We start from the raw sequence: 25,642 nt of genomic DNA, 5'->3' as shown, positions 1-25,642 counted from the left end.
AAACTTTTAGGTAAATACCTGCTTTTATCCGCAATAAAACACTATCTTTGTACGCTTTTTTAGATGAAATAATATTAAATCAATTTTTATGATCAATCCTATTGTTAAGACGATCGAGCTGAATGATGGAAGAACCATCACACTCGAAACGGGAAAGCTGGCAAAACAGGCAGATGGTGCTGTTATGCTACGCATGGGTAACACCATGTTGCTGGCTACTGTTTGTGCAGCAAAAGATGCAGTTCCCGGTACAGATTTTATGCCTCTCCAGGTAGAGTACAGAGAAAAATATTCCGCATTCGGACGTTTTCCGGGTGGCTTTACCAAACGTGAAGGAAAGGCTTCAGATTACGAAATCCTCACTTGCCGTCTGGTAGACCGCGCGTTGCGTCCTCTGTTCCCGGACAACTATCATGCTGAAGTTTACGTAAATATCATACTTTATTCTGCCGACGGTGTGGATATGCCGGACGCACTGGCCGGTCTGGCTGCTTCTGCCGCACTGGCTGTTTCTGACATTCCGTTCGGAGGTCCGATTTCAGAAGTACGTGTAGCCCGTATCGACGGACAGTTTGTCATCGACCCGACTTTCGAAGCTTTGAAACGTGCCGACATGGACATCATGGTAGCCGCTACTTATGAAAACATCATGATGGTAGAAGGTGAAATGAAAGAAGTTTCTGAACAGGACTTGCTGGAAGCCATGAAGTTCGCTCACGAAGCCATCAAGGTTCACTGCAAGGCGCAGATGGAACTGATGGAAGAAGTCGGCAAGACCGTAAAACGTGAATACTGCCACGAAGAAAATGACGAAGACCTGCGTAAGGCCGTACATGATGCCTGCTACGAAAAAGCATACGCCATCGCAGAATCTGGCAACAAGAACAAGCACGAAAGAGAAGATGCTTTCACTGCTATCTGCGATGAGTTCAAGGCTCAATTCACTGAAGAAGAACTGGAAGAAAAGGGTCCGATGATTGACCGCTACTACCACGACGTAGAAAAAGAAGCGATGCGTCGTTGCATCCTTGATGAAGGCAAACGTCTGGATGGTCGTGCCACGACCGACATCCGTCCGATCTGGTGTGAAACCAGTCCGCTGCCAGGTCCTCACGGATCAGCTATCTTCACCCGTGGTGAAACTCAGTCTTTGAGTACAGTCACACTGGGTACCAAGATGGACGAAAAGATTGTGGACGATGTACTCGACCAGCACAAGGAACGTTTCCTGTTGCACTATAACTTCCCGCCGTTCTCTACAGGAGAAGCAAAGGCACAGCGTGGTGTAGGCCGTCGTGAAATCGGTCACGGTCATCTGGCATGGCGCGCACTGAAGGGACAGATTCCTGCTGATTATCCTTACTGCGTACGTGTGGTTTCTGATATTCTGGAATCTAACGGTTCATCTTCTATGGCTACGGTTTGTGCCGGAACACTGGCTTTGATGGATGCAGGTGTACCTATCAAGAAGCCGGTTTCAGGTATTGCGATGGGATTGATCAAGAACGCCGGAGAAGATAAATACGCTATCTTGTCAGATATCCTGGGCGACGAAGACCACCTGGGTGATATGGACTTCAAGGTAACAGGTACTCGCGACGGTATCACTGCCACACAGATGGATATCAAGTGCGACGGACTGACTTACGATATTCTGGAGAAAGCCTTGCTGCAGGCAAAACAGGGACGTGAATACATCCTTGGCAAACTGACTGAATGTATCGCTGAACCGCGTCCTGAACTGAAACCGCATGCACCGCGCATCGAAACGATGACCATTCCGAAAGAATTCATCGGTGCGGTAATCGGCCCGGGTGGAAAGATTATCCAGGGTATGCAGGAAGAAACCGGTGCTACTATCACGATTGAAGAAGTAGACGGTGTAGGCCGCATCGAAATCGCCGGTACCAACAAGAAGTGCATCGATGATGCATTGCGTATGATCAAAGCCATTGTGGCAGTTCCGGAAGTAGGCGAAGTATATACAGGTAAGGTTCGTTCTATCATGCCTTACGGTGCTTTCGTTGAATTCCTCCCGGGAAAAGACGGTCTGCTGCACATCTCTGAAATCGACTGGAAGCGCTTTGAAACCATCGAAGAAACCGGTTTGAAAGAAGGAGACGAAATCGAAGTGAAACTGTTGGACATCGACCCGAAGACCGGCAAGTTCAAACTGTCACACAAAGCATTGCTTCCGAAGCCGGAAGGTATGACAGAAAACCACCCGAAACGGGAACGTCGTCCTCAGCAGAACCACAAGGACCACAAAGACAAAGAATAATCCGCTTTAAGCGTACTTTTCATAAAAGGCTGCCTCATGGCGGCCTTTTTTATTCTCACGACCTCCGATATAAAAGCGATTTTTAACACGCCTCCTCATCCATTCTGCTTTTATTTTCGTATTTTTGGGTAAACGAACTTTAAACGGTTATATTATGAACGCAAATCCTGTATTCAGTCTACACATTCCGACCAAGATTTTGTTCGGATGTGGCGAGTTAAGAAAGTTAGCGACAGAAAAACTACCAGGTAAAAAGGCCCTGATTGTCATCTCCTGTGGTACTTCCATGAAGAAATACGGCTACCTAGACAAGGTGATTGAACTGTTACAAGAAAACAATACGGAATCGGTCGTATTCGACAAGATTCTGCCCAACCCGATAAAGGCACACGTGATGGAAGCCGCTTCCATCTGCCGCGCAGAAAAATGTGACTTCGTTGTCGGCTTAGGAGGCGGCAGCAGCATTGACTCTGCCAAGGCCATTGCCATCATGGCCTGTAACGAAGGCGATTACTGGGATTACATTCCGGCTGGTACCGGAAAAGGACGTCCCGTCACAAAAGCTCTGCCAGTAGTTGCCATCCCGACCACAGCCGGTACCGGAACGGAAGCCGATCCGTGGAGTGTCATCACCAACGAGGAAGTGAAGGAAAAAATCGGCTTCGGCAGTCCGCTGACCTTCCCGGCTCTTTCCATCATCGACCCGGAACTAATGGTTTCCATTCCACCCCATCTCACCGCCTATCAGGGATTTGATGCTTTCTTCCACGCGGCAGAAGGATTCCTGGCCAACTGTGCCACTCCAATCAGCGACCTGTATGCCCTCGAAGCCATCCGCTTGCTGTATAAATACCTGCCGGTAGCCGTAAAAGACGGACGCAACCTCAAGGCACGTGCCAAAGTGGCATGGGCCAGTACCTTGGCCGGCTTGGTAGAATCCACCTCCTGCTGTATTTCCGAACACTCCATGGAACATGCCATGAGCGCCTTCTATCCGGAACTGCCACACGGAGCCGGACTGATTGCCATCAGTGAGGCCTACTTTGAGACGTTCCGCAACGACAGCATGAAACGTTACATGAAGATGGCCGAAATCATGACTCAGCAGAAGAGCAACCGACCCAGCGACTTCATCGACGCACTGGTCCGCATGCAAAAGGAATGTAACGTATATCAGCTGAAACTGAGCGACTGGGGCGTAAAACCGGAGGACTTCCCCAAAATGGTACAGAACGCCCGCGACACCATGGGCTCACTCTTCACCCTCGATCCGCATCCGATGACCGACGAGGAAGTACTTCAGATTTACCAAAAATCTTACAGATAATCGCCCGTATATACACAAAAAAGGAGGACATTCAAAATGCCCTCCTTTTTTATTTCACCCGATTGATATCAATCAAATCTGTTCCATCGCCTGTTCCAGGTCGGCAATGATGTCATTCACATTTTCAATGCCGACAGACAGACGGATTAGGTCGGGAGCTACTCCCGCTTCAATCAACTGTTCATCTGTCAGCTGACGGTGTGTATGACTTGCCGGATGCAAGACGCAGGTACGGGCATCGGCCACGTGTGTCACGATACAAGCCAGTTTCAGATGGTCCATGAACTTGATGGCGTCTTCACGTGTGCCATGGAGTCCAAAAGCAATCACACCACAAGAACCATTCGGCATGTATTTCTGTGCCAGTTCATAATACTTGTTGCTCTTCAGGCCACAATAGTGTACCCATTTCACCTTCGGGTTAGCTTCCAGCCACTCTGCCACTTTCTGTGCATTCTCACAGTGACGCGGCATACGCAAGTGTAAAGTCTCCAACCCCAAGTTCAACAGGAAGGCGTTTTCCGGCGACTGGATAGAACCCAAGTCACGCATAAGCTGGGCAGTAGCCTTGGTCATGTAAGCCATTTTTCCGAATGCCTTCGTATAAGTCAGGCCATGATAAGATTCATCCGGCTGCGTCAGTCCCGGGAACTTGTCGGCATGTGCTTCCCAGTCGAAGTTACCACTATCCACCACAGCTCCTCCCACACAAGTGGCATGTCCGTCCATGTATTTTGTCGTAGAATGAGTCACGATATCAGCCCCCCATTCAAACGGACGGCAGTTAATCGGAGTGGCAAACGTGTTATCCACAATCAAAGGTACCCCATGTTTGTGAGCGATACGGGCAAACTTCTCAATGTCCAGCACATTGATGCTCGGATTGGAAATGGTTTCACCGAACAAACACTTGGTGTTCGGACGGAAAGCCTTGTCAATCTCTTCCTCCGGTGCATCGGCATCGATGAAGGTACATTCGATACCCAGTTTCTTCATGGTCACGGCAAACAGATTGAAAGTACCACCGTAGATAGTAGACGAACAAACAAAATGGTCGCCCGCCTCACAGATATTGAATACGGCATAGAAATTGGCTGCCTGACCGGAAGAAGTCAGCATGGCGCCCACACCCCCTTCGAGGGCTGCAATCTTCGAAGCCACCGCATCGTTGGTCGGGTTCTGCAAACGAGTATAAAAATAACCACTGTCTTCCAAATCGAAAAGGCGAGCCATCTGCTCACTGGTATCATACTTGAAGGTAGTGCTCTGGTAAATAGGCAATACACGGGGTTCTCCTTTCTTCGGAGTCCATCCTGCCTGCACACAAAGTGTCTCTTTGCTGAATTTCTGTTTCATCTTATGTTATATTTTTTATCCACAATTCATTATGACGGACAAAAGTAAGAAATATTCCACCATTGATAGCAGATTTATGAAAAAAAGATGTACATTTGAGAAAAACTTAAAAACATTACTATGAACGCAGAAATCAAATTCAAACACGAAGTCCCCGTACAAATCCGTTTCAGCGATGTTGACCAATACGGTCACATGAACAACTCGGTTTATTTCTCCTTGTACGACTTTGCAAAGACCTCCTATTTCCGTGATGTCTTTGGACAAGATGAATGCAAAAAATTCAATGTGGTAGTGGTCAATATCAATGCGGATTTTCTGGCTCCCGTCTTCTTTTCCGACGACCTTATCATCGAAACTACCGTCATCCATCTGGGGCATAAAAGTTTCACCATGCTACAACGGGCCTTCAACAAAGCCAGTGGCGTATTGAAATGCCAGTGCCGCACCGTGCTCGTAGGCTACGACATTCTGACCAAAGAACCTGTGGAAATTCCTCTGGCCTACAAACAGGCCATCTGTGATTATGAAGGAAAAACGCTCGATGAGCTTTCCGAACCTGTGAAACCCTAACTATAAATCCCTGCAGACTCCTCAGATTTTTCCAGCTTCCTCCCTGAAAATCTGAGGAGAGACACCTGCATGCCGCTTGAAGAACTTACTGAACGAAGCTTGGTCGGCAAAGTTCAGCCGTGCCGTAATCTGCTGGATACTCAAATCGGTCGAGACCAACAGATTGCGTGCCTCACTGTAAATCAGTTCATAAACAAATGCGTTCACCGTCTTTCCAGTCTGTGCCTTGACTATGGCTGTCAGGTATTGAGGCGTAATGTGCATGGCCTTTGCATAGAAAGCCACCTGATGCTCTTCCTTAAAATAATTCATCAGCAGGGTGATGAACTCTTGCAACTTCATGCGGTTCCGGGTGACTGTCATCCCACTACCCTCCGGCTGTATGTTCCGGTCCAGAATGTTATCCAGTTCCAAGTAAAACCGGATGAGGGCATTCTGCATCAGTTCCAGATGGTACAAATGGTCCTGCCTTAGAATCTGGTTTCTGATATTTTCAATACTCTCCTTCAACACCACCGTATCAGCCGCACTCATCTGGACAGACGGATTACGATGCATGTGCATCCCCTTGGCAATGCGCTGCTTTAGGTTGAACACCCCGATTCTATCCACAAAATCCTTGTGAAGACACAAAAACATACACCGGAAATCGTCCGACACCTCCGAAAAACAAGTCAGATGCAAGGGTGAAAGCAGACACAGGCAACCGGAAAGAATCTCATATTCCGTTTCATCAATCACCAGACGGGCCTTTCCCTGCAAAGCCAGCAAATACGAAAAAGCATTCACATACACTGGAAGTCCTTCGGCCAAATAAATAGCAGAAGTATCACTTGGAACAAACACTCCAATTTCTCCCCGATAAGCCACTCCCCGTTTTTCCCGGACTATTTCTTGTATGTTAATAATCTGACAACGCTCCATAAGCCTGTTTTTCTACCTTCCCAAAGATAAAAAAGAAACGGCCATTTGACCAAACTTTTTGCAAAAAGTTTCATCTCAGACAAATTCTGTCGAATTTGAAACATCATCTTTTCCCCGCAAAAACGTGACCTTTGAACCGATAATTAAGACAACACGTATTTATGATTCACAAACTTTTCATGACAGGGTTACTGGGCTGCATCGGCTTCTGGTCTGCTTCGGCCCAACCGCGCGTGCTGGGAGTAGAAGAACTCTTCCGCCTGGCCGATGCGCACAGCAAAAGCCTGAAAGTACACAACCTGGCCGTCGACGAGGCAGTACAAGCCATCAAAGTGGCCAAGAACGACCGCCTGCCTTCCATAGAAGCCGGACTCTCCTTCAGCTACATCGGCGACGGCTGGATGAGTGACCGGGATTTTTCCAACGGCATGAAGGCGGACATGCCGCACTTTGGCAACAATTTTGCGTTCAAGGCCACACAAGCCGTCTACACAGGCGGTGCGGTTTCCACGGGCATCGAGATGAGCGAACTGCAAAAGGAGATGGCCGAAACGGAACTCGACAACGACCGACAGAATGTGCGCTTCATGCTGGTGGGACATTACCTCGACTTGTTCCAGCTGCACAACCAGCGGAGGGTGTATGAGAAAAACATCGAACAGACCCGTCTGCTGATTGAAGAAATCCGTTCGGCTTTCGAACAGGGGGCGGCACTTCAGAGTGACATCACCCGCTACGAACTCCAGTTGAAAAACCTGGAACTGGGACTGACCAACGTAAACAACCGGATTCGGATTCTCAACCGTCAGATGGTTACTACCATCGGGCTGGATATCCAAACGGAAATTCTGCCGGACACCACCTTGCTTTCTGCCGGTATCGACAAACAGAGTGAGCTGTACTGGCAGGACGCACGCTCCCAGGCTCCGGTAATGCGACTGGCCGATTTGGGAGTCCGCATGAGTGAAAAACAGCAGGAAATGGCACGGGCCGGCCGACGTCCGACCATTGGACTGATTGCAGCCAATAACTTCGACGGCCCGATTCTGATTGAAGTGCCGCCCATCAACAAGAACTTCAACTACTGGTATGTGGGAGTGAATGTCACCTACAAGTTTGATGCCTTGTTCAAGAACAACAAGAAGGTGAAACAGGCCAAACTGGCCACACTGAAGGCACAGGAAAACAAACGGCTGGCCGACGAACAGCTGTCGAACGGCATCAATGCGGCGTATATCAATCTGGAAGAGGCTTACACCCGGCTGGATACAAAGGAAAAGAACGTGCAGCTGGCCCACGAGAACTACGAGGTGATTCACAGCCGCTACCTCAACGGACTGTCGCTGGTGACCGACATGCTGGATGCCAGCAACATCCAACTGAGCAGCGAACTGGAACTGGCCAACGCACAGATAGGTATCCTCTACCAATATTTCATGCTGAAGAAGACCATCGGTACCTTGTAAATCAATTCCTTTTATAAAAAGAACATTCATTTTCAAACGCTTATACATCATGGCTAATATAAAAAGAAACAAACAGATTTCGAATATCATTCTTACCGTCATCATCCTCGCAGGAATTGTGTGGGTGTGCAGTCATTTCGTCCACCTAGGCAACGTGGAATACACCGACAATGCACAGGTGAAACAACACATCACTCCCATCAACACCCGCGTGCCGGGATTCATCAAGAAAATCTATTTCGAAGAATACCAGAAAGTCCGCAAGGGAGACACCCTGCTGGTGATTGAGGACTCGGAATACCTGCTGCGTCTGGCACAGGCTGAAGCCAACTACCAGAATGCATTGGTAGGAAAGGATGCCATGCACACCACCATCAGTACCACACAAAGCAACATTCTGGTGACCGATGCGGGTATCCGCGAAGCAGCCGTCCGCCTGAAGAATGCCGAGGCCGACTACAAACGGTACACGGAGATGATAAAGAAACATGCCGTCACCGTCCAGCAATACGACCGGGTGAAGACAGAATACGAAGCGGCCAAGGCGCGCTACGAGCAGATGACCCGCCAGAAGCAATCCACCTCCCTGGTGAAACATGAACAGACCCAACGCCTGGAACAGAACGACGCAGCCATCAAAGTAGCGGCTGCCGAACTGAACCTGGCCAAGCTGAACTTGTCGTACACCGTCATCGTGGCCACTGCCGACGGAATGACCGGTCGCAAGAACATTCACGAAGGACAGCTGGTACAACCGGGACAGACCATGGTGACCCTGATTGACGAGACAGAAAAGTGGGTCATTGCCAACTACAAGGAAACGCAGACCTCCGTCATGCAGAACGGACAGAAAGTAGACATTCAGGTGGATGCCGTACCGGGCGTGAAATTCACAGGGGTGGTTTCTTCCATCTCGGATGCCACCGGCTCTTCCCTGTCCCTGATGCCACAGGACAATTCCGCCGGCAACTTCGTCAAGGTGGAACAGCGCATCCCCGTACGCATTGAATTTACAGCCGACAACAAGCCGGAAGACCTGGCGCGCCTCCGTGCCGGAATGAATGTGGAATGTAAAGTGAGATACTGATATGGCCGGACCGAATATGCCTACCCGCGTCATGATGTTCCGCGACTTCGTACCGGACAAGATACGGGTGTTTCTTTGTCTCTTCTTCGCCGTGGCCTTCCAGTTCAGCGGTGGCATCTACCTGTCGTCCGTGTCGCAGATGGTCGGCTCACTGGCCCTGATGCAGGAAGATGTGATGATGGCCGGCTATGCCTCCTTCGTGGGCATGACGATTATCTTCCCCATCCTGTTCCGCCTGAAATTCCGGTTCACCACCCGCAGCATCCTGCTGTTCGTGTGTCCGGCCCTGATTGTGTGCAACCTGATTACGATGCATACCGAAAGCCTCCCGGTGCTGGTCATTGTCTGCTTCATTGCGGGCATGCTGCGCATGTGGGGCACCTTCGAAGCCCTGTCGAACGTACAGCTGAGTCTGACACCGACCCGTAACTTCGCCGTGTTCTTCCCCGTGGTGTATATGATTGTACTGGGAAGCATCCAGCTTTCAGGCCTGCTCACCGTCTACCTGGGCTACTGGAGCAACTGGCACTCCATGCACTGGTTCATCATGGGACTGCTGTTCGTACTGTGGGGACTCACGGCAGCCCTCACCCGCCACTTCCGGTTCATGAAGCCGCTGCCCCTGTTCGGCATCGACTGGCTGGGAGGAGCCTTGTGGTCCATCTTCCTGCTGTCTGTCATCTTCGTGTTCGAATATGGCAAGTTCTACGACTGGTTCGATTCCCTGCAAATCCTCCTCGGTACCCTGATTGCCATTCTCTCGCTGGCCCTCAGCATCCACCGGATGATTGTCCGCCGGCATCCGTACATCGCCCTGGAAGCCTTCAAATATCGCAACCTCACGTCCCTGCTCTTCCTGTTCCTGATGCTCTGCTTCTTTCTGGCGGCACCGACCGTCCTGCAAAACATCTTCACACACGGCATCCTGCAATACGACGTGCTGAACGATGTCTCGCTGAACTGGTGGAACCTGGGAGGTACGGTGTTGGGATGCATCTTTGCCTACCAGTGGCACGTCCGCCTGCACGGAGGATACAAAGTGCCCGTCTTTTTAGGATTTGCCTTGATTGTGGGCTACCAGTGTTTCATGTACTTCCTCATCGACCCGAACATGAACATCGAATGGCTCTATGGCCCTACCCTGCTGCGCGGAGCCGGTTACATCATTCTGTACATCTCGCTCACGGTGTACGTCACCGGCATCGTCCCTTTCCAGCATTTCTTTCAGGTGCTGTCCATTCTGGGTTTCATCCGTACCGGATTCGGTTCCGTACTGGGAGGTGCCATCTATAGCCGGATATGGCAACACATCTTACCGGAAAACTTCCAGACCCTCTCCATCGAACTGGATGAGGTAAACACGGCCCTCAATGCACAGACTTTCCACAGCATCTACGGGGAAGCCATGAAACAGGCCACGCTGGTCAGCCTGAAAGAGATGTATGGCTGGGTCTGTATCGTCGGTGTCTTGTTTCTGGCTCTCATCCTTTTCGAGAAGTTCTTAAATAAAAATGTAGTGGGACGTTTGCCCCGCATCCGACGCATCAAGCACCTCATGAAACGTGAAAATGCTTAATTATCAACGACGATGTGAAGGATAAAAAAAGAGGCTGTCTCAAATTGAAATATAATTTGAGATGGCCTTTTTTGTGTCTGCAAAAAAAATCGGGCAAGCCCCAACTTCGCTCAGTCAGGACTTGCCCGTCTCCCTAATTTTTTGTATCTTAGGGAATCAAGCAATATATCCCAAAGATAATGTTTAAAAACTATACCTCCAACGATAATCTGCTTTTACCTCCGTGTTTAGGCGATTTTATTCCCCAGAACGACCCGGTCCGGGTTGTTCACCGTATCATTGAACAGATCAGCCTGGAAGAACTTTACCGCAAGTACTCCGTCAAAGGCTGTCCGGCCTACCATCCCCGCATGATGCTGCAGATTCTGGTATATGCCTATCTGCGCAACATCTATTCCAGCCGCCGCATCGAAGAGTTTTGCCGCAATGACATCCGCTTCATGTGGCTGACCGGCAATGTGACTCCTGACCACAACACCATCAACCGTTTCCGCAGCAGTCGGCTGAAGGATGTGCTCAAGACCGTCTTCGCCACCATCGTGAAGTTCCTCGTGGCGGAGGGCTTTGTAAGTCTGGACGTGGCCTGCACCGACGGGACGAAGATGGAAGCAAACGCCAACCGTTATACGTTCGTCTGGGGCAAGTCCATCCACACCCGCATCTCCAGAATCGCGGAACAGCTTGAGGAAATATGGCGGTACGCCGAGTCCGTCACCAAGCAGGAGTTGCGCGACTCCGCTCCCGTCACTTACCAGGACATCACCCCCGAGAAGGTGGAAAGGGCGCTGGAGCAGATACATGAAGCCTTGGAGGGAACGGATGCGGACCGGAAAGTGAAGGCCAAGGTTCGGCGCGTGAGGAAGGCATGGCCCGAACAGCTGAAGAAATATGAATCCCAGGGAAAGATTCTCGATGGGCGCAACAGCTACTCCAAGACAGACCCCGACGCCACGTTCATGCGGATGAAGGAGGACCACATGAGGAACGGGCAGCTCAAGCCCGGATACAACCCGCAGGTCAGTACCAACAGACAGTTCATCCTGAACTATACCCTCCACCAGTGTGCCGGTGACACCTCCACCTATCCCCTGCACATGGAAGACTTCCATTCCCTGTACGGCAGATATCCTGACGTGTCCGTCTGTGACGCCGGATACGGAAGCGAGGAGAACTACCTGTACGCCTTCAGGCATGGCATTGAAACCTTCATAAAGTACAGCTATTTCCACAAGGAACAGAAAAGGAGCTTCAGGAATGACCCGTTCCTGTCTGCCAACTTTTACTATAATGAAGAAACCGACGGGATGTACTGTCCGATGGGACAGAGGATGAAAAGACTCTCCGATGTAAAGCGGACGACGGACAACGGTTTTGTACAGACCATCTCAAGGTACAGGGCCCGGAACTGCAAGGGCTGCCCGTTAAGATGCCGGTGTCACAGAAGCCGGTCGGAAAGGATTGTGCAGGTAAACCACAGGCTGAGGAAAATCAAGGAAAGGGAACGTGAGAAACTCCTTTCTGCGGAAGGTCTTAAATACCGGAGCCAGCGGCCGCAGGATGTGGAAGCCGTATTTGGAAACCTCAAGAACAACAAGCACTTCAAGAGGTTCCATCTCCGTGGACTGAAGAAGGTGGAAATTGAATTTGGCCTGCTGGCCATAGCGCATAATCTTGCAAAAGTAGCCTCTTAGGAGGCTTCTGACCAAGAAAAAACCGTTTAAAGCGATGAAATCTGTAGAAAGAAACTTGTAAATTCCTTTTTTTGAGAAAAATCCAAACGACTTCAGTCTGATATGAAACGACAGAGGCCATCTCAATTCATTTTGAGACAGCCTCTTTTTCTACAGTCCTCCCTTCAAAATCTCTACTCATGGGAATGCTGTAGTATCAAAATGTCTCAAGGTCTCACCGAGCACGGCACACTGTAGGCCTTTCGCTTTGCCCGCATCTCCTTGGCCAACCCATCAGCCTGCGCCTCATCCATCGGTTTTTCGAGCAGCGGCTCCACTTTCTTCACCAATGCCTCCAGCTCCTTGGCCTGAGGTTGCGACAATTCGAAATAATCGTCGTTGCCATGGCAATACAGCAGCCTCAAGCGGGCCAGCATGGTTTCTGCCTTCAAAGCGATAACTCCTTTACACACCGGAACCGGCGCACTGTCGTCACGCGACAATTTCAGTTTGGGGTTTACCGCGTCGATGTACGAAATCTTTTTCTCCTGCCGGAAACCGTTTCCGTCATAGTTCATCGAACAGATAAAATAGTCACCATTGAGATAGTCAATAAAATAAATCCGGTCGCGGGTATATTGCATCCGGTCCACATCTTCGATAACCGAGGGCATTTGCAACTGCCGGATAACCTGTGCCTGCTGCCCGCAGAAATCGCTTTTCAGAATTTGCTTTTTCCCACCACGGGCCGTCTGGTAATACCAATATCCGTCGACATAGCGGGCCTCGGTCTTAATGACTTCTCCCTTGGTATTGTACCGGCGGACCACACACTTCTCCGAATCAAACTTATGCCCGGAGGGCGCATAAATACGCTCCTGCAAGTTCAAATGTGGCTTCGGATGGGCAAACGCACCATAGAACAAGTAATCCGAGCAAAGGAAATATTTGTTGATGCTTCCCATTCTCGGCATCCTATAGGTGCTGGCGTCATCAAAAGTCGCGTCGGCATGATACCAGTTCCCGTCCAGATAAATGCGGTTCCACGCATGCCCGGAAGTTCCGGCAATGGCTCCCGTCACATAATCGGTCGGGATACCCAGTCCGTTCATCAACAAAGAATACGACAGGCTGTAGCCTTGGCAGACCGCCTTGTGCGTCAGAAAAACGCCCAATGCCGAGAAAGAAGCGTATGCCAGATTAGGGAAATCTTCGTTGCGTTCTCCATATACGACCTCTTGACAAAGTTTCTGATACAGGGTATAGGCAACCTCCGCTTGGCTCATCCGATAGTCCAACAAGGCATAGAAATTTTCAATGCTTTCTTCCAGACGTGGATAAATGTCGGGCAGGGCGGTCGGCAAAACAGCATATTGCGGCAGAAAAGCCGCCAGGTATTCGGGATGCTCCAAATCCACCCGGTAACCGATATTCCCACTGACTTTCAGGTGAAACAACAGGGGATGACTGCGCAAGAACGCATTGTACACACTGTCTGCCTTGGCAGTGGGGATATGAAATTCCCTGACAGCGATTTCTTTCTCACCCCGCAAGACGCCGTTGGTCAATGCGCGGAATGCATCGCTCTCTTTCCCGGATTCCTCCATTGTTCCCTCCTGTTCATTGGAGGTGTCTTCCTCTTTTTCCGTTTCCGTATCGGATTCTTTTTTCTCCTGTGTCTCATCGACCGATTCTACAGGGGATTTTTCAGGCGGTGTCTCCAGTTTTTCCTTCCGGCAACCGAAAAGGAACAAACCACATACCACCCACAGCCCCAAGGTCATGGGAAATAATTGCTTCATAAAAATAACCGTATAGATTGTGTGATTTTTTTCACCTCCTATAACAATCTATACGGCTAAAATGTTTGGAAATCCGAAAAGTTTACCACTCTGCCACCGGCAACATCAAGGGTTGTACGGTTTCCGTGATTCTTTCCGAAAGCTGAACCGGGAGACTCACTTTTACATCCCGGCTGTTCTGGGCTACCTGTACTTGGTACTGTCCACCCTCCACTTGCCAACGGCTGTCTTTTTCATTGAAGGAAGCCAGTGCCTCCACCGGAATCTGGAACTGAAGTTCCTGTGTCTCACCCGGCTGGAGCAACGGCGTCTTCTGGAATGCCTTCAGCTCTTTCTTCGGCTTGGACATATCCTTTCCGGGAGCCGAGACATAAATCTGCACGACTTCCTTTCCGGCCACCTTGCCCGTGTTCCTGACTTTCAGCGACACTTTCACGCAATCGCCTTCTACCTGTGCCGACGCATCCGCATAATCGAAGGTGGTGTAGGACAGGCCAAATCCAAACGGATAGGCTACCGGTACATTTTTCGTATCATAATAACGGTACCCCACAAAGATACCTTCTTCGTACGTGGTCACATCGAAATTCTTTCTGTCGCCGGACGTACGGACATCCACAAAGTTTTGGAGCGCCTTGTTCATATCTTCTTCCGAAATGGCATCGAGGTCCGGGAAATTGTCTTTGGAAGGCACATCGGCATACTGCATCGGGAAGGTCATCGGCAGACGGCCCGACGGATTGACTTTCCCGGCCAGAATGTCGGCTACAGTATTCCCGCCTTCCTGTCCGCCCATCCAAGCCAGCAGGATGGCATCGGGAAGCTCGCGCCAGCTGGCGGTCTCAATCACGCCACAGACATTCAATATCACAATCACTTTCTTTTGCCGAGCATGGAATGCTTCGCACACCTGCTGAATCAGTTCTTTTTCCTCTGCCACCAGATTGAAATTGGAACGGATACTGCGGTCCAGGAATTCACCCGATGTCTTGCCGATGGTCACAATGGCCACCTGATTTTGTGAAGCGGCCTGTGCCAGCTGTGCCTTACCGAGCTGCATCTCTTTGGCCCGCGGACGGTGTCCCCAGAATCCTTCGGACTTTTCCAGACTCTTTTTCTGCTCAGCCAGATAGGTTTCGTACAAACCGGTCAAAGTTTTATCCAGTTTAAAGCCGCCTGCCTTCAATCCTTCGGACAAAGACACGGTGTACCGGCTGTTCACATCTCCACTGCCGGTACCTCCTGCAATGAAGTCGTACGACGTGCAACCGAAAAGGGCGATGCGTTTGGCCGCCTTCTTATCCAACGGAAGCGTCATACCTTTGTTCTCCAACAGAATCATACCTTCGGAAGCCGAAGCCCGCGTAATCTGGGCATGCTGCGGCAAATCAGGGTCGTTCGTAGCCTGGTATCCCTGAAAGCGCGGTGTACGGAGGATGTATTCCAGGATATGACGGACGTTCCGGTTGATGATGTCCTGCGACAACACCCCGCTTCTTACGGCCTTGATGAGGTCTTCACACTGGCTTTTCTTTCCCGGCATCAGCAAGTCATTGCCGGCTTCCATCTGCCAGGTGGTGTGCTGTCCGCCAAACCAGTCGGTCATCACCATCCCGTCGAAGCCCCATTCGTGCCGCAAAATATCGGTCAGCAAGTCGGCACGCTCCGAAGCATACGTACCATTGATTTTATTGTAAGAACTCATGATGGTCCACGGTTTCGCCTTCTTCACCGCGATTTCGAACGGCTTGAGATAGATTTCCCGGAAGGTACGCGGAGACACCACCACATCGTTGCTGGTACGGTTTGTTTCCTGGTTGTTCAGGGCAAAATGCTTCAACGAAGTGCCGACCCCGTTCGACTGGACACCTTCAATCATGGCCGCTGCCATCTCGCCTGCCAGCAAAGGGTCTTCGGAATAATATTCAAAGTTTCGTCCGTTCAGCGGGTTCCGGTGGATATTGGTAGCCGGTCCCAGCAAGACATCCACGCCATAGCGTTTTGCTTCTTCTCCCATGGCCTCGCCCACCTGATGCACCAGTTCCGTGTTCCAGGTAGAAGCCAGCAAGGTTTCCACCGGAAAATGGGTACAGTAGAAAGTCTGGCTCGTATTGTCACGCGTCGGCGAAATACGTACCCCCGCAGGCCCGTCCGCCAACACCGTCGCCGGGATACCCAAGCGGGGAATCGCATTGGTCTCGCCCGCGGCTCCCGGCACCAACGCGCCCTGATTTCCGATGGCCGCCGTCTGGTCACTCTCTATCTTTCCGGCACTGCCGACCAACAAACTGACTTTCTCTTCCAGGGTCATTGCCTGAATCACTTCCTCCAACGGAGCCTTTCCCAGCTGGGGAGCTTCCTGTGCACCGATAGTCGCCGTAATCATGGTGGCAAATACCGTACACGTAAACGCATGTCTGAATTTCATAATACTAAATTTTTCTACAAAAAGTAAATGTGCAACAGGCATTGCTCCCTGCTGCACACAAAATCTATACGTAAAAAAGAATTCCCGGTAATTTTATTCTTCCGGATTCTCTTCCATCTTCCGTTTCACAAACTTGATTTTCAGGTTGGCTTCCTTCTGCTCTTTCTTGATTTCCTCCATTGCAGAAAGCACACGCGCCAGCTCGCTCAGTTCAGCCACAGCCTTCACATCGTCCGGACGCATCACCGTCTTGTAGTTACGGTCGCCGATAAACTCCAGACGGATGTTCTTCTTGTCGCGGTTGGCCACCAGAAAGGCAATGACGCCTCCGTCCTGCCCCAGCTTGTAGTCGGCTTTCTCTACCGGGCGGCCCAAGTCGGTGGTCTCATAGCTGTCGACCGACTGTGGTGTCTCGGCAAACGTATCGTCCACGCTCACCTTCACTGCCGTGTGATGGATGCTTCCTCCGGCACAATAGATGGAAGTGAGCGACATCTCGCCTTGCTCGCTCACCTGTGCACGCAGGAACGACCGCCCGATGTTCTTCTCGACCACCTGTGTGGGATAGAAATAATTGCCAACTTCCTGGTAGGCGGTATCTTTTTCCAACACGAACTTTCCTTTGATGGAGTCGAGGGCCGCCTGCTTCACCGTCATCATACTGTCCAGATAGCCCAGGGTCTTGGTCTGCTCGGCAAGGTCAATCTGCTGCATCAGCTTGATGCCGGCTTTCCGCACCTCAAAAGCCTTGGGATACAGGTTGCGGATGCTGTCAATCTGCAACTTGGCCAAACTATACTCACCGGCAGCGTACGCCGTTTCCGCACGCTGGAACAATTCGCCGGCACGCTTTTCGTCACTCTGGCATCCACACAGTGCCACCGCCATGGGAAAGATCAATAATCCTATCTTTTTCATACGTTTATACATGATTCTATAGCGACAAAAATACAACTATTTTCCGGAACTTTTCCGCACATTTTTTCTTTTTTCACCGCATTTTCTATGTTTCCCGGTGCGGAAACGTAGGTTTTCCGGCGCAGAAACGTACGTTTCCCGACCGCGGGATATAGGGTTCACGCAAGGAAACCCTAGAACTGGACGAAAGGTTTTTCCCTCCACATACCGACGTTTTTCCCAAGGCTTTCGCACGCGGCAAGAAAAGCCGGTGCAGAATTTCACAGGATTTTTTGTACCTTTGCAGGCAAATTGAAAAAGATACATCGAATGGAATTAAAAGAACACTTCACCGACCGAATTTTCAAACTGATCTCGGAAACAGCCGATGAGCTGGGACTGGAATGTTATGTGGTGGGAGGATATGTGAGAGACATCTTCCTGAACCGACCTTCCAAAGACATCGACGTAGTGGTAGTGGGAAGCGGAATTGAAATCGCACAGGCTTTCGGGAAGAAGCTGGGGCGAGGTGCTCATATATCCGTATTCAAGAATTTTGGTACGGCACAAGTCAAATTCAAGGACACGGAAGTGGAGTTCGTGGGGGCACGGAAAGAATCGTACAGCCACGACAGCCGCAAACCCGTGGTGGAAGACGGTACGCTGGAAGATGACCAGAACCGGAGGGACTTTACCATCAATGCCATGGCGGTCTGCCTGAACAAGGACCGCTACGGAGAGCTGGTGGACCCGTTCGGAGGACTGGATGACCTGAAGGAACGGACCATCCGTACGCCGCTCGACCCGGACATCACCTTCAGCGACGACCCGCTGCGCATGATGCGCTGCATCCGCTTTGCCACACAGCTGAATTTCTACATCGACGACGAGACCTTTGCGGCACTGGAACGCAACAAGGACCGCATCAAGATTATCTCCCGCGAACGCATCGCCGATGAACTGAACAAGATACTCTTGTCGCCGGTTCCGTCGAAAGGGTTTATCGACCTGGACCGCTGCGGACTGCTGGAACTGATTTTCCCGGAGCTGGTGGCCCTGCAAGGGGTGGAAGTACGCAACGGACGCGGACACAAGGATAATTTCTACCATACCCTGGAGGTAGTGGACAACATCTCCAAGGTGACCAACGACCTGTGGCTGCGCTGGGCGACCCTGCTCCACGACATCGGCAAACCGAGAACGAAACGCTGGGAACCCAAGGCGGGATGGACTTTCCACAATCATAATTTCATCGGGGAAAAGATGATTCCGGAAATTTTCCGCAAAATGAAGCTCCCGATGAACGAGAAGATGAAATACGTGCAGAAGCTTGTGGGACTGCACATGCGCCCCATCGTCATTGCCGACGAGGAAGTGACCGACTCGGCCGTACGCCGTCTGCTGTTTGAGGCCGGCGACGACATCGACGACCTGATGATGCTCTGCGAGGCCGACATCACCTCGAAGAACGAAGCCCGCAAACAGCGCTTCTTGGACAATTTCAAGCTGGTGCGCCAGAAACTGAAGGATTTGGAAGAGAAAGACCGTATCCGGAACTTCCAACCGCCGGTAGACGGAGCTGAAATCATGCACGTGTTCAACCTCCAGCCTTGCCGTGAAATCGGCAGCCTGAAAAGTTCCATCAAGGACGCCATCCTCGACGGGGTGATTCCGAACGAACACGATGCGGCCTTCGACTTTATGCTGAAAAAAGCGGAACAGATGGGCCTGACACCGATCAACCTGCCCGAAAAAAAATAATCTGCCGTCTCTCACGATGCCCGTATGCATGCTGCTGCCGGGGGTTGTGAGGGACTTTTTCTTCTCTTATTCCCTTCCTCTCTTAAATTAAGGAATAACACAGAAGTTTCCAACATTAAAATACCAGTATAAATTACAGTTCACCAAAATACACAGCCACAACATGCTGTAAGCAGAATTTATACTGAAAAAGTTTGCCAAATTTAGAAACTTGTCTAAATTTTCATTTTTTATTTTCCTCCCAAACGTCTATCTTTGTCTCACTTTTCCGAAGGTAACTTAACCGTTTCAAAAGGGAATGCCGTGCAAATCGGCGACAGTACCTGCTGCTGTGATTCTTGTGGAAACCGTGACACGCTCTGCAAGCCACTGTGAGCCCGCTCATGGGAAGGCGTCTACGGCGAGAGATCAGTCAGAAGACCTGCCCGGAAAAGCCTAAATTTATGTCTCACTCTTTAATTTACAGAAAAATGAATCTGACAGAAATCCGTATCATCAAGCGCGACGGAAAGCAGGAGAACTTTTCGGCCGCCAAAATCACCAATGCCATCGGTAAAGCGTTCAAGGCAACCGGCATCGACTTCCAGGAGGAGGAAATAGAAGCCATCACCCGACAGGTGGTGTCGCATTTCACCCAACAGACCATCGGGGTGGAAGATATCCAGGACCTCGTGGAAAACGAGCTGATGAAGGTACAGCCGGAGGTGGCCAAGAAATACATCATCTACCGCCAGTGGCGCAACACTGAACGGGAGCGTAAAACGCATATCAAACACATCATGGACGGCATCGTGGCCATCGACAAGAACGATGTGAACCTGAGCAACGCCAACATGTCGAGTCATACGCCAGCCGGACAGATGATGACGTTCGCTTCTGAAATCACCAAGGATTACACCTACAAATATTTGTTGCCCAAGCAGTATGCCGAGGCACACCAGTTGGGCGACATCCACATTCACGACCTGGATTATTATCCTACTAAAACGACGACCTGTATCCAGTACGACCTGGATGACCTGTTCGAACGGGGTTTCCATACCAAAAACGGGAGTATCCGCACACCGCAGTCCATCCAGAGCTATGCTACACTGGCGACCATCATCTTCCAGACCAATCAGAACGAGCAGCATGGAGGACAGGCTATTCCGGCCTTTGACTTTTTCATGGCCAAAGGAGTGCTGAAGAGTTTCCAGAAGATTCTGGCTACACACCTCGGCTTGTTGTTCGATCTCAAAGGGATAGAAACGGAGGAAAAAGAAATCCTTCAGGGCATACGCACACATTTCCAGCGTATTGAAGCCGGAGAAGAGACTCTTCACGCTTACCTCAGCTTCCTGGCCGACAAAGGGCTTACGCTGACGCGGGGGGAACTGGACTACGTGCTGCGCAAAACGCTGGTACAGACCCGCAAAGACACACATCAGGCTATGGAAGGCTTCATCCACAACCTGAACACCATGCATTCCCGCGGAGGAAACCAGGTGGTTTTCAGCTCCATCAATTACGGTACAGACACCTCGGCCGAGGGAAGAATGGTCATCCAGGAATTGCTGAAAGCCACCATCGAGGGCTTGGGCAACCACGGAGAGGTGCCGGTGTTCCCGATTCAGATTTTCAAGGTCAAGGACGGGGTGACTTATTCCGATGCCGACTATCAGCTGGCCATGCAGGACTTTGAAGCGGCCCTTGAAGGAAAGGTGACTTTCGAATGTCCGAACTTCGACCTCTTCCTGCAGGCTTGCCGCACCACGGCCAAGGCGTTGTTCCCGAACTTCATGTTCCTGGACACTCCTTTCAACGCACACGAGAAATGGCGGGCCGACGACCCGAAACGCTACCGCTACGAGCTGGCGACCATGGGATGCCGTACCCGCGTGTTCGAGAACCTGCACGGAGAAAAGACCTCACTGGGGAGAGGCAATCTCTCTTTCACGACCATGAACCTGCCGCGACTGGCCATCGAAGCACATCGCAAAGCGGAGGCCCTTGTGGATGAGACTCCGGAAAGCCGTCTGGAAAAGGCCCGGGAATTCTTCCTCCAGTCGGTGCACTCCATGGCGGAATTTATTGCAGAGCAATTATACACCCGCTACCAATACCAGCGTACGGCCCTCGCCCGGCAGTTCCCGTTCATGATGGGCAACAATGTATGGAAAGGCGGTGCACAGCTTCATCCGAATGAGGAGGTGGGTGACGTGCTGAACCAGGGTACCCTGGGTATCGGCTTCATCGGAGGACACAACGCCATGGTGGCACTCTACGGACAGGGACACGGACATAATCCGAAAGCCTGGGAAACGCTCTATGCGGCCGTAGAAGAAATGAACAAAGTGGCAGAGGCTTATAAGCAGAAATACGGTTTGAACTATTCCGTGCTGGCTACCCCGGCAGAAGGGCTTTCCGGCCGTTTCACCCGGATGGACAAACGAAAATACGGCCTCATCGAAGGAGTGAACGACCGCGACTACTATGTCAATTCGTTCCATGTGGATGTGAAAGAGCCGATTACGATTGTGGAGAAAATCAAGCGGGAAGCTCCTTTCCATGCCTTGACCAGAGGCGGGCATATCACCTACGTGGAACTGGATGGAGAAGCACAGAAGAACGTGAAGGCCATCGCCAAGATTGTCAAGGTGATGCACGACGAACAGATTGGCTACGGCTCCATCAACCATCCGGTAGACACCTGCCACGACTGCGGTTACAAGGGAGTTATCTACAGCCGCTGTCCGGTGTGCAACGGGGAAAACATCCTGCGCATGCGCCGAATCACCGGTTACCTGACAGGCGACCTCAACAGTTGGAACTCGGCCAAGCGAGCCGAAGAGCGTGACCGTGTAAAGCATGCATAACCCTTCTTACGAGTGATGTTACATTATTTATACACGTATCCAGAAACCATTGTCGACGGAGAGGGCATCCGGTACTCCATCTACCTGGCCGGATGCAGCCACCGTTGCAAGGGCTGCCACAATCCGGAATCTTGGAACCCCCAAGCCGGGAAACCACTCACACCGGAGGTGCTGGAGCAGATGATTCAGGAAATCAATGCCAATCCGTTGCTCGACGGAGTGACTTTCTCGGGAGGTGACCCCTTCTTCAACCCGAAAGAGTTCCTCCCGGTACTGAAAGCTATCAGCCAACGCACAGGAATGCACATCTGGTGCTATACGGGCTACACCTACGAACAGCTCCTTCAGGACCCTGAACGCAAAGAACTCCTCCCCTACATCCATGTGCTGGTGGACGGTCCTTTCATCGAGTCGCTCTATTCCCCCTTTCTGGATTTCTGCGGAAGCAGCAACCAACGGATTCTTAAACTGAAATAAGGATTTACCGCGTTTTTGACACATGCCGCATTTTTAGTTCATAAATTCGCAACTAAAAATGCGGCTTTTATTTTGTCATTTTCTTCCCTTCTCACTCCCGTTATCGTACACAAGAACCACCGTTTCCGCACACGGAGCATCGTTTTCGTGCACAAAGCCCCCAATAAGCCATTTCTTGATTTATATCATGAAAACAACTATTTATTAAAAAAAGAATGTGCTACTTCTTGCAGTCAATAAAAAAAGATTTACCTTTGCAGTGTGGTTGTGAAACCAATGGATAAAAAGAGAATTAGAAAAGGTATTAGAATAGAGAGACTAAAAAGGTAAAAAGCAATTTATTTAAGGTATTAGCTAGACTATTAAGGTATTAGATTATTATTAAGTACAGGTATTAGATTTTAAAGGTAAAAGTTTTCAGGAATTAAGTTTGAGAAGGTATTGGAATATCTTCTGGTAAAAAGAAAAAGTAAAAAGGATAACAAAGACACAAAAATTAAGAAGATGAAAAGAACCCTTAAATGGGGGTTCTTTAGGAAGGCAGCGGAGGTTCTGATGAGCTCTCGCTTTTTTTGTGCCCCTACGTCTGCTATCTGAGGCTAAGAGGCTGCTTCCATTCTCCGTAGAAAACACTGTACACACTTTCCATTCAGATAATTCGGACAGCATCCACAAAAAAACAGCGGAATGACTGCCAGAGCCCTCCCGCTGTATAAAGTTATCTCACATGATGAGGAGTTATCGCTGGGGAATATCGACCGAATCCTCCTGCTTTCCTTTCAGGTATTTTGAGAAGAAATCCACCATACGCCAGTAGAAATATTCATCCATGTCGCCGAAGCCGTGGCGCTGGCCCGGCAGAATCAGCATGTCGAAACGCTTGTTGGCCCGAATCATGGCATTGACCACACGAATGGTATTTCCCGGATGTACATTGTTATCAATGTCGCCATGTACCAGCATCAGGTGTCCCTTCAACTGCTTCACAATTTCCGGATTGGTAGCAATCTTATAGGCAAACGTCGTATCTCCCTTCTCGGAGACTTCTTCCTTCACACCGTGATGGGTTTCACTCCACCAGCGGTTGTAAATACGGTTGTCATGATTACCTGCACACGATACGGCAGCCTTGTAGAAATCCGGATACTGACAAATAGCCGCAGTCGACATGAATCCGCCTCCGGAATGTCCGTGAATACCTACCCGTGTGATATCAATGAAAGGATAACGCGCTGCCAGCTGCTCCACAGCCGCCTTATGGTCGGCCAGCGGATAATCACGCATATTGCCGTAACCGTAGTTGTGATACCATTTGGAACGGCTGGGGTGACCACCACGCTGCCCCACGGTTATCACGATAAATCCAGCCTGTGCCAAGCGGTCGGTACGCACACTCATCCGTCGGAACGGATAATCCACGGCTTCTACCTGCGGACCTGGATAGACATAGTCAATAATCGGGTAAACTTTGGTAGAATCGAAATCAAACGGCTTGTACATTATGCCGTACAAATCGGTCACTCCGTCGGCTGCCTTTACCTTAAACGGCTCCGGGAACTGGTAACCGGCTGCTTTCAAAGAAGAAAAGTCGCTTTCCTGTATGGTCATCACCTTGTTGCCGTTACGGTCCAACAAGTCCGCACAAGGAATGGTATTGGCCCGTGAATAATTGTCCACGAAGAAACGGGCCTCATCGTCCATCTCTACATCGTGGAAGAACTCACCGTGTGTCAGCTGCTTCAATCCGCTGCCGTTCACATTGACCTTGTAGAAATGCTCGTAATACGGATTCTCGCCTTTCTCGCGTCCGTTGGCTACAAAATATACGGTACGGGTAGCCTCGTCCACCTTCACCACACGTTCTACGTGCCAAGGACCTTCCGTAATGCGGTTCTTCAGGTTTCCTTTGTCATCGTATAAATAAAGGTGTGCCCAACCGTCACGTTCACTCCACTGGATAAACTCTTTTCCTCCGTTCAACACATGGATAGGGCGGGTTTCCTGATAGGTATTCATCCGTTCCTTTACCACCGGCACAATGGAATCCTCGCCCAAAGTATAAGTACATACATCAATGCGATGCAAGTCACGGCTGCTGCGAGTCAGGAAGAAACGTTGGTTATCGCCCTGCCAGATACGCGGTATCAGTTCCTTGTCGCGCTGTTTCTGTTCCAGCGGCTTTCCTTCCAAGTCAATCGACTGGTTTTTCCAAGCCGCCGTACGGATTTCCTTCCGCGTTCCCGCCTGTACATCGAACAAATACAGATGATATTCCGGCATACCGGTCTCTCCCGGCATCTCATACTTATAGGTCTCCAGGGTAGGACGCGGTTCCGCAATGGAATTGATAACCCACAGCGGTTTCACATTCCGCTGGTCTGCAATGATGGTCACAAAGTACCTAGAGTCGGGCGACCAGTATCCCCATGCACCCCGGCGTTTGCCATTACACAACGTATCCGTATTCAGCGTGCTATAAGGAATACCATAGCCGAAATCCGGCGTTCCGTCACTCGTCAGGCGCACCTCCACAATAGTGCTGTCTTTCTCGTTCTTCCGGGCCTTTTGGTAATCGGCAATGCTCATATAATACAAATCGCAATCCTTGGCATAAATCACCCGCTGTCCGTCCGGCGATACGGAAGCCCAGTCCACTTGCTCCGGTTCTTTCTCCTTGTCCTTCAGGTATGTCAGCTTCTGAGTGGGATAGTCGTACGAGAAATAGAACGTAGAGTCAGCTTTTGACACCACCTTGAACGTAAAGGTACGTCCGTCTTCTCCCGCCTTCAAATCAGCAATAGGCAACTGATGTGCCTCGAAGGGATCCTGCACAATCTCCGTCAACTGCGAAGCCAGACGGTCCCGGTCGAACAACAAGTCCTTGCGCTTGGCAGTGGGATTGACCACATACCAGAACTTTCCTTCGCTGGTCTTATACTCAAACCAAAAATTCGTTCCCTGCTGGAACCAGTGCGGGTCGACCATGGTCGAAAACAACATCTTGTCGAGTTTACTCTTGGTAAACTTTTCCGCCTGGAGATAACCGGGCAGACGCTCTTCCGCTTCCCCGCCCGAAATTGCCGTCAGGCAAAAGCCGCCACACAAGATAGCGGCCAATAGGATTTTCTTTCTCATTCCTTTATTCTATTAGATGGATTACAC

The 25,642-nt window shown here is 50.4% G+C and carries 16 protein-coding genes and 1 riboswitch; of the genes, 10 read left to right on the top strand and 6 right to left on the bottom strand.

Annotated features, from left to right (window positions below; genetic code table 11):
* The first annotated feature begins 88 nt into the window (after window positions 1-88).
* Both pnp and BQ7480_RS02685 read left to right on the top strand, forming a co-directional pair.
* On the top strand, window positions 89-2,281 hold the full coding sequence (gene pnp / locus BQ7480_RS02690; protein WP_072541611.1) for a polyribonucleotide nucleotidyltransferase: 2,193 nt from the start codon (window positions 89-91) through the stop codon (window positions 2,279-2,281).
* A 154-nt stretch (window positions 2,282-2,435) separates the two neighbouring features.
* Window positions 2,436-3,608 (top strand): iron-containing alcohol dehydrogenase, encoded by a 1,173-nt coding sequence (locus BQ7480_RS02685; protein ID WP_072541610.1) that lies wholly within the window; start codon window positions 2,436-2,438, stop codon window positions 3,606-3,608.
* 72 nt (window positions 3,609-3,680) lie between these two features.
* On the opposite strand, the gene BQ7480_RS02680 is transcribed toward BQ7480_RS02685, so the two are convergent.
* Complete coding sequence (locus BQ7480_RS02680; protein ID WP_022355133.1) at window positions 3,681-4,964, bottom strand: O-acetylhomoserine aminocarboxypropyltransferase/cysteine synthase family protein; 1,284 nt, start codon at window positions 4,962-4,964, stop codon at window positions 3,681-3,683.
* A gap of 120 nt (window positions 4,965-5,084) precedes the next feature.
* Here BQ7480_RS02680 and BQ7480_RS02675 point away from each other — a divergent pair, with 120 nt between their 5' ends.
* A complete protein-coding gene (locus tag BQ7480_RS02675; protein WP_072541609.1) occupies window positions 5,085-5,537 on the top strand; it encodes an acyl-CoA thioesterase in 453 nt (150 codons plus the stop codon).
* A 21-nt stretch (window positions 5,538-5,558) separates the two neighbouring features.
* On the opposite strand, the gene BQ7480_RS02670 is transcribed toward BQ7480_RS02675, so the two are convergent.
* Window positions 5,559-6,461: a helix-turn-helix domain-containing protein gene (locus BQ7480_RS02670; protein WP_072541608.1), complete on the bottom strand. Its 903-nt coding sequence runs from the start codon at window positions 6,459-6,461 to the stop codon at window positions 5,559-5,561.
* A 161-nt stretch (window positions 6,462-6,622) separates the two neighbouring features.
* Between BQ7480_RS02670 and BQ7480_RS02665 the strand changes: the two genes are divergently transcribed.
* From BQ7480_RS02665 to BQ7480_RS02650, 4 genes are all read left to right on the top strand, one after another.
* Entirely contained in the window at window positions 6,623-7,927 is a 1,305-nt protein-coding gene (locus BQ7480_RS02665; RefSeq protein WP_072541607.1) for a TolC family protein, read from the top strand.
* A 49-nt stretch (window positions 7,928-7,976) separates the two neighbouring features.
* Window positions 7,977-9,014 (top strand): HlyD family secretion protein, encoded by a 1,038-nt coding sequence (locus BQ7480_RS02660; protein ID WP_072541606.1) that lies wholly within the window; start codon window positions 7,977-7,979, stop codon window positions 9,012-9,014.
* A gap of 1 nt (window position 9,015) precedes the next feature.
* The gene (locus BQ7480_RS02655) at window positions 9,016-10,590 is read left to right on the top strand and encodes an efflux MFS transporter permease (protein ID WP_072541605.1); all 1,575 of its coding nucleotides are present in this window, start codon (window positions 9,016-9,018) and stop codon (window positions 10,588-10,590) included.
* A gap of 179 nt (window positions 10,591-10,769) precedes the next feature.
* Entirely contained in the window at window positions 10,770-12,281 is a 1,512-nt protein-coding gene (locus BQ7480_RS02650; protein ID WP_083581734.1) for an IS1182 family transposase, read from the top strand.
* Window positions 12,282-12,487: 206 nt separating this feature from the next.
* On the opposite strand, the gene BQ7480_RS02645 is transcribed toward BQ7480_RS02650, so the two are convergent.
* The 3 genes from BQ7480_RS02645 to BQ7480_RS02635 form a co-directional block, all read right to left on the bottom strand.
* On the bottom strand, window positions 12,488-14,062 hold the full coding sequence (locus BQ7480_RS02645; RefSeq protein WP_083581738.1) for a transglutaminase domain-containing protein: 1,575 nt from the start codon (window positions 14,060-14,062) through the stop codon (window positions 12,488-12,490).
* A gap of 82 nt (window positions 14,063-14,144) precedes the next feature.
* Entirely contained in the window at window positions 14,145-16,490 is a 2,346-nt protein-coding gene (locus BQ7480_RS02640; protein ID WP_083581737.1) for a glycoside hydrolase family 3 C-terminal domain-containing protein, read from the bottom strand.
* A gap of 93 nt (window positions 16,491-16,583) precedes the next feature.
* Window positions 16,584-17,408 (bottom strand): outer membrane protein assembly factor BamD, encoded by an 825-nt coding sequence (locus BQ7480_RS02635; protein ID WP_072543866.1) that lies wholly within the window; start codon window positions 17,406-17,408, stop codon window positions 16,584-16,586.
* 309 nt (window positions 17,409-17,717) lie between these two features.
* Between BQ7480_RS02635 and BQ7480_RS02630 the strand changes: the two genes are divergently transcribed.
* From BQ7480_RS02630 to nrdG, 3 genes are all read left to right on the top strand, one after another.
* Window positions 17,718-19,148: a CCA tRNA nucleotidyltransferase gene (locus BQ7480_RS02630; protein WP_083581736.1), complete on the top strand. Its 1,431-nt coding sequence runs from the start codon at window positions 17,718-17,720 to the stop codon at window positions 19,146-19,148.
* A 255-nt stretch (window positions 19,149-19,403) separates the two neighbouring features.
* Window positions 19,404-19,589, top strand: a riboswitch (cobalamin riboswitch).
* Window positions 19,590-19,618: 29 nt separating this feature from the next.
* Window positions 19,619-22,003, top strand: a complete 2,385-nt coding sequence (locus tag BQ7480_RS02625; RefSeq protein WP_072541602.1) for an anaerobic ribonucleoside triphosphate reductase — start codon at window positions 19,619-19,621, stop codon at window positions 22,001-22,003.
* 15 nt (window positions 22,004-22,018) lie between these two features.
* On the top strand, window positions 22,019-22,480 hold the full coding sequence (nrdG, locus tag BQ7480_RS02620; RefSeq protein ID WP_072541601.1) for an anaerobic ribonucleoside-triphosphate reductase activating protein: 462 nt from the start codon (window positions 22,019-22,021) through the stop codon (window positions 22,478-22,480).
* Between the two features lie 738 nt (window positions 22,481-23,218).
* Here nrdG and BQ7480_RS02615 read toward each other — a convergent pair.
* Complete coding sequence (locus BQ7480_RS02615) at window positions 23,219-25,615, bottom strand: S9 family peptidase (RefSeq protein ID WP_072541600.1); 2,397 nt, start codon at window positions 25,613-25,615, stop codon at window positions 23,219-23,221.
* Window positions 25,616-25,642: the final 27 nt, after the last annotated feature.

The organism is Bacteroides mediterraneensis, assembly GCF_900128455.1.
GTDB lineage: Bacteria > Bacteroidota > Bacteroidia > Bacteroidales > Bacteroidaceae > Phocaeicola > Phocaeicola mediterraneensis.
Note: the sequence above shows the minus strand (reverse complement) of the source record. Positions and strands in the feature narration are given on the sequence as shown.

Bases quoted from the DNA above. Each gene is read 5' to 3' on its own strand.
- BQ7480_RS02660 (WP_072541606.1), top strand. From the start codon at position 7,977: ATGGCTAATATAAAAAGAAACAAACAGATTTCGAATATCATTCTTACC.
- BQ7480_RS02680 (WP_022355133.1), bottom strand. From the start codon at position 4,964: ATGAAACAGAAATTCAGCAAAGAGACACTTTGTGTGCAGGCAGGATGG.
- BQ7480_RS02675 (WP_072541609.1), top strand. From the start codon at position 5,085: ATGAACGCAGAAATCAAATTCAAACACGAAGTCCCCGTACAAATCCGT.
- BQ7480_RS02635 (WP_072543866.1), bottom strand. From the start codon at position 17,408: ATGAAAAAGATAGGATTATTGATCTTTCCCATGGCGGTGGCACTGTGT.
- BQ7480_RS02685 (WP_072541610.1), top strand. From the start codon at position 2,436: ATGAACGCAAATCCTGTATTCAGTCTACACATTCCGACCAAGATTTTG.
- pnp (WP_072541611.1), top strand. From the start codon at position 89: ATGATCAATCCTATTGTTAAGACGATCGAGCTGAATGATGGAAGAACC.
- nrdG (WP_072541601.1), top strand. From the start codon at position 22,019: ATGTTACATTATTTATACACGTATCCAGAAACCATTGTCGACGGAGAG.
- BQ7480_RS02670 (WP_072541608.1), bottom strand. From the start codon at position 6,461: ATGGAGCGTTGTCAGATTATTAACATACAAGAAATAGTCCGGGAAAAA.
- BQ7480_RS02615 (WP_072541600.1), bottom strand. From the start codon at position 25,615: ATGAGAAAGAAAATCCTATTGGCCGCTATCTTGTGTGGCGGCTTTTGC.
- BQ7480_RS02630 (WP_083581736.1), top strand. From the start codon at position 17,718: ATGGAATTAAAAGAACACTTCACCGACCGAATTTTCAAACTGATCTCG.
- BQ7480_RS02640 (WP_083581737.1), bottom strand. From the start codon at position 16,490: ATGAAATTCAGACATGCGTTTACGTGTACGGTATTTGCCACCATGATT.
- BQ7480_RS02645 (WP_083581738.1), bottom strand. From the start codon at position 14,062: ATGAAGCAATTATTTCCCATGACCTTGGGGCTGTGGGTGGTATGTGGT.
- BQ7480_RS02625 (WP_072541602.1), top strand. From the start codon at position 19,619: ATGAATCTGACAGAAATCCGTATCATCAAGCGCGACGGAAAGCAGGAG.
- BQ7480_RS02655 (WP_072541605.1), top strand. From the start codon at position 9,016: ATGGCCGGACCGAATATGCCTACCCGCGTCATGATGTTCCGCGACTTC.
- BQ7480_RS02650 (WP_083581734.1), top strand. From the start codon at position 10,770: ATGTTTAAAAACTATACCTCCAACGATAATCTGCTTTTACCTCCGTGT.
- BQ7480_RS02665 (WP_072541607.1), top strand. From the start codon at position 6,623: ATGATTCACAAACTTTTCATGACAGGGTTACTGGGCTGCATCGGCTTC.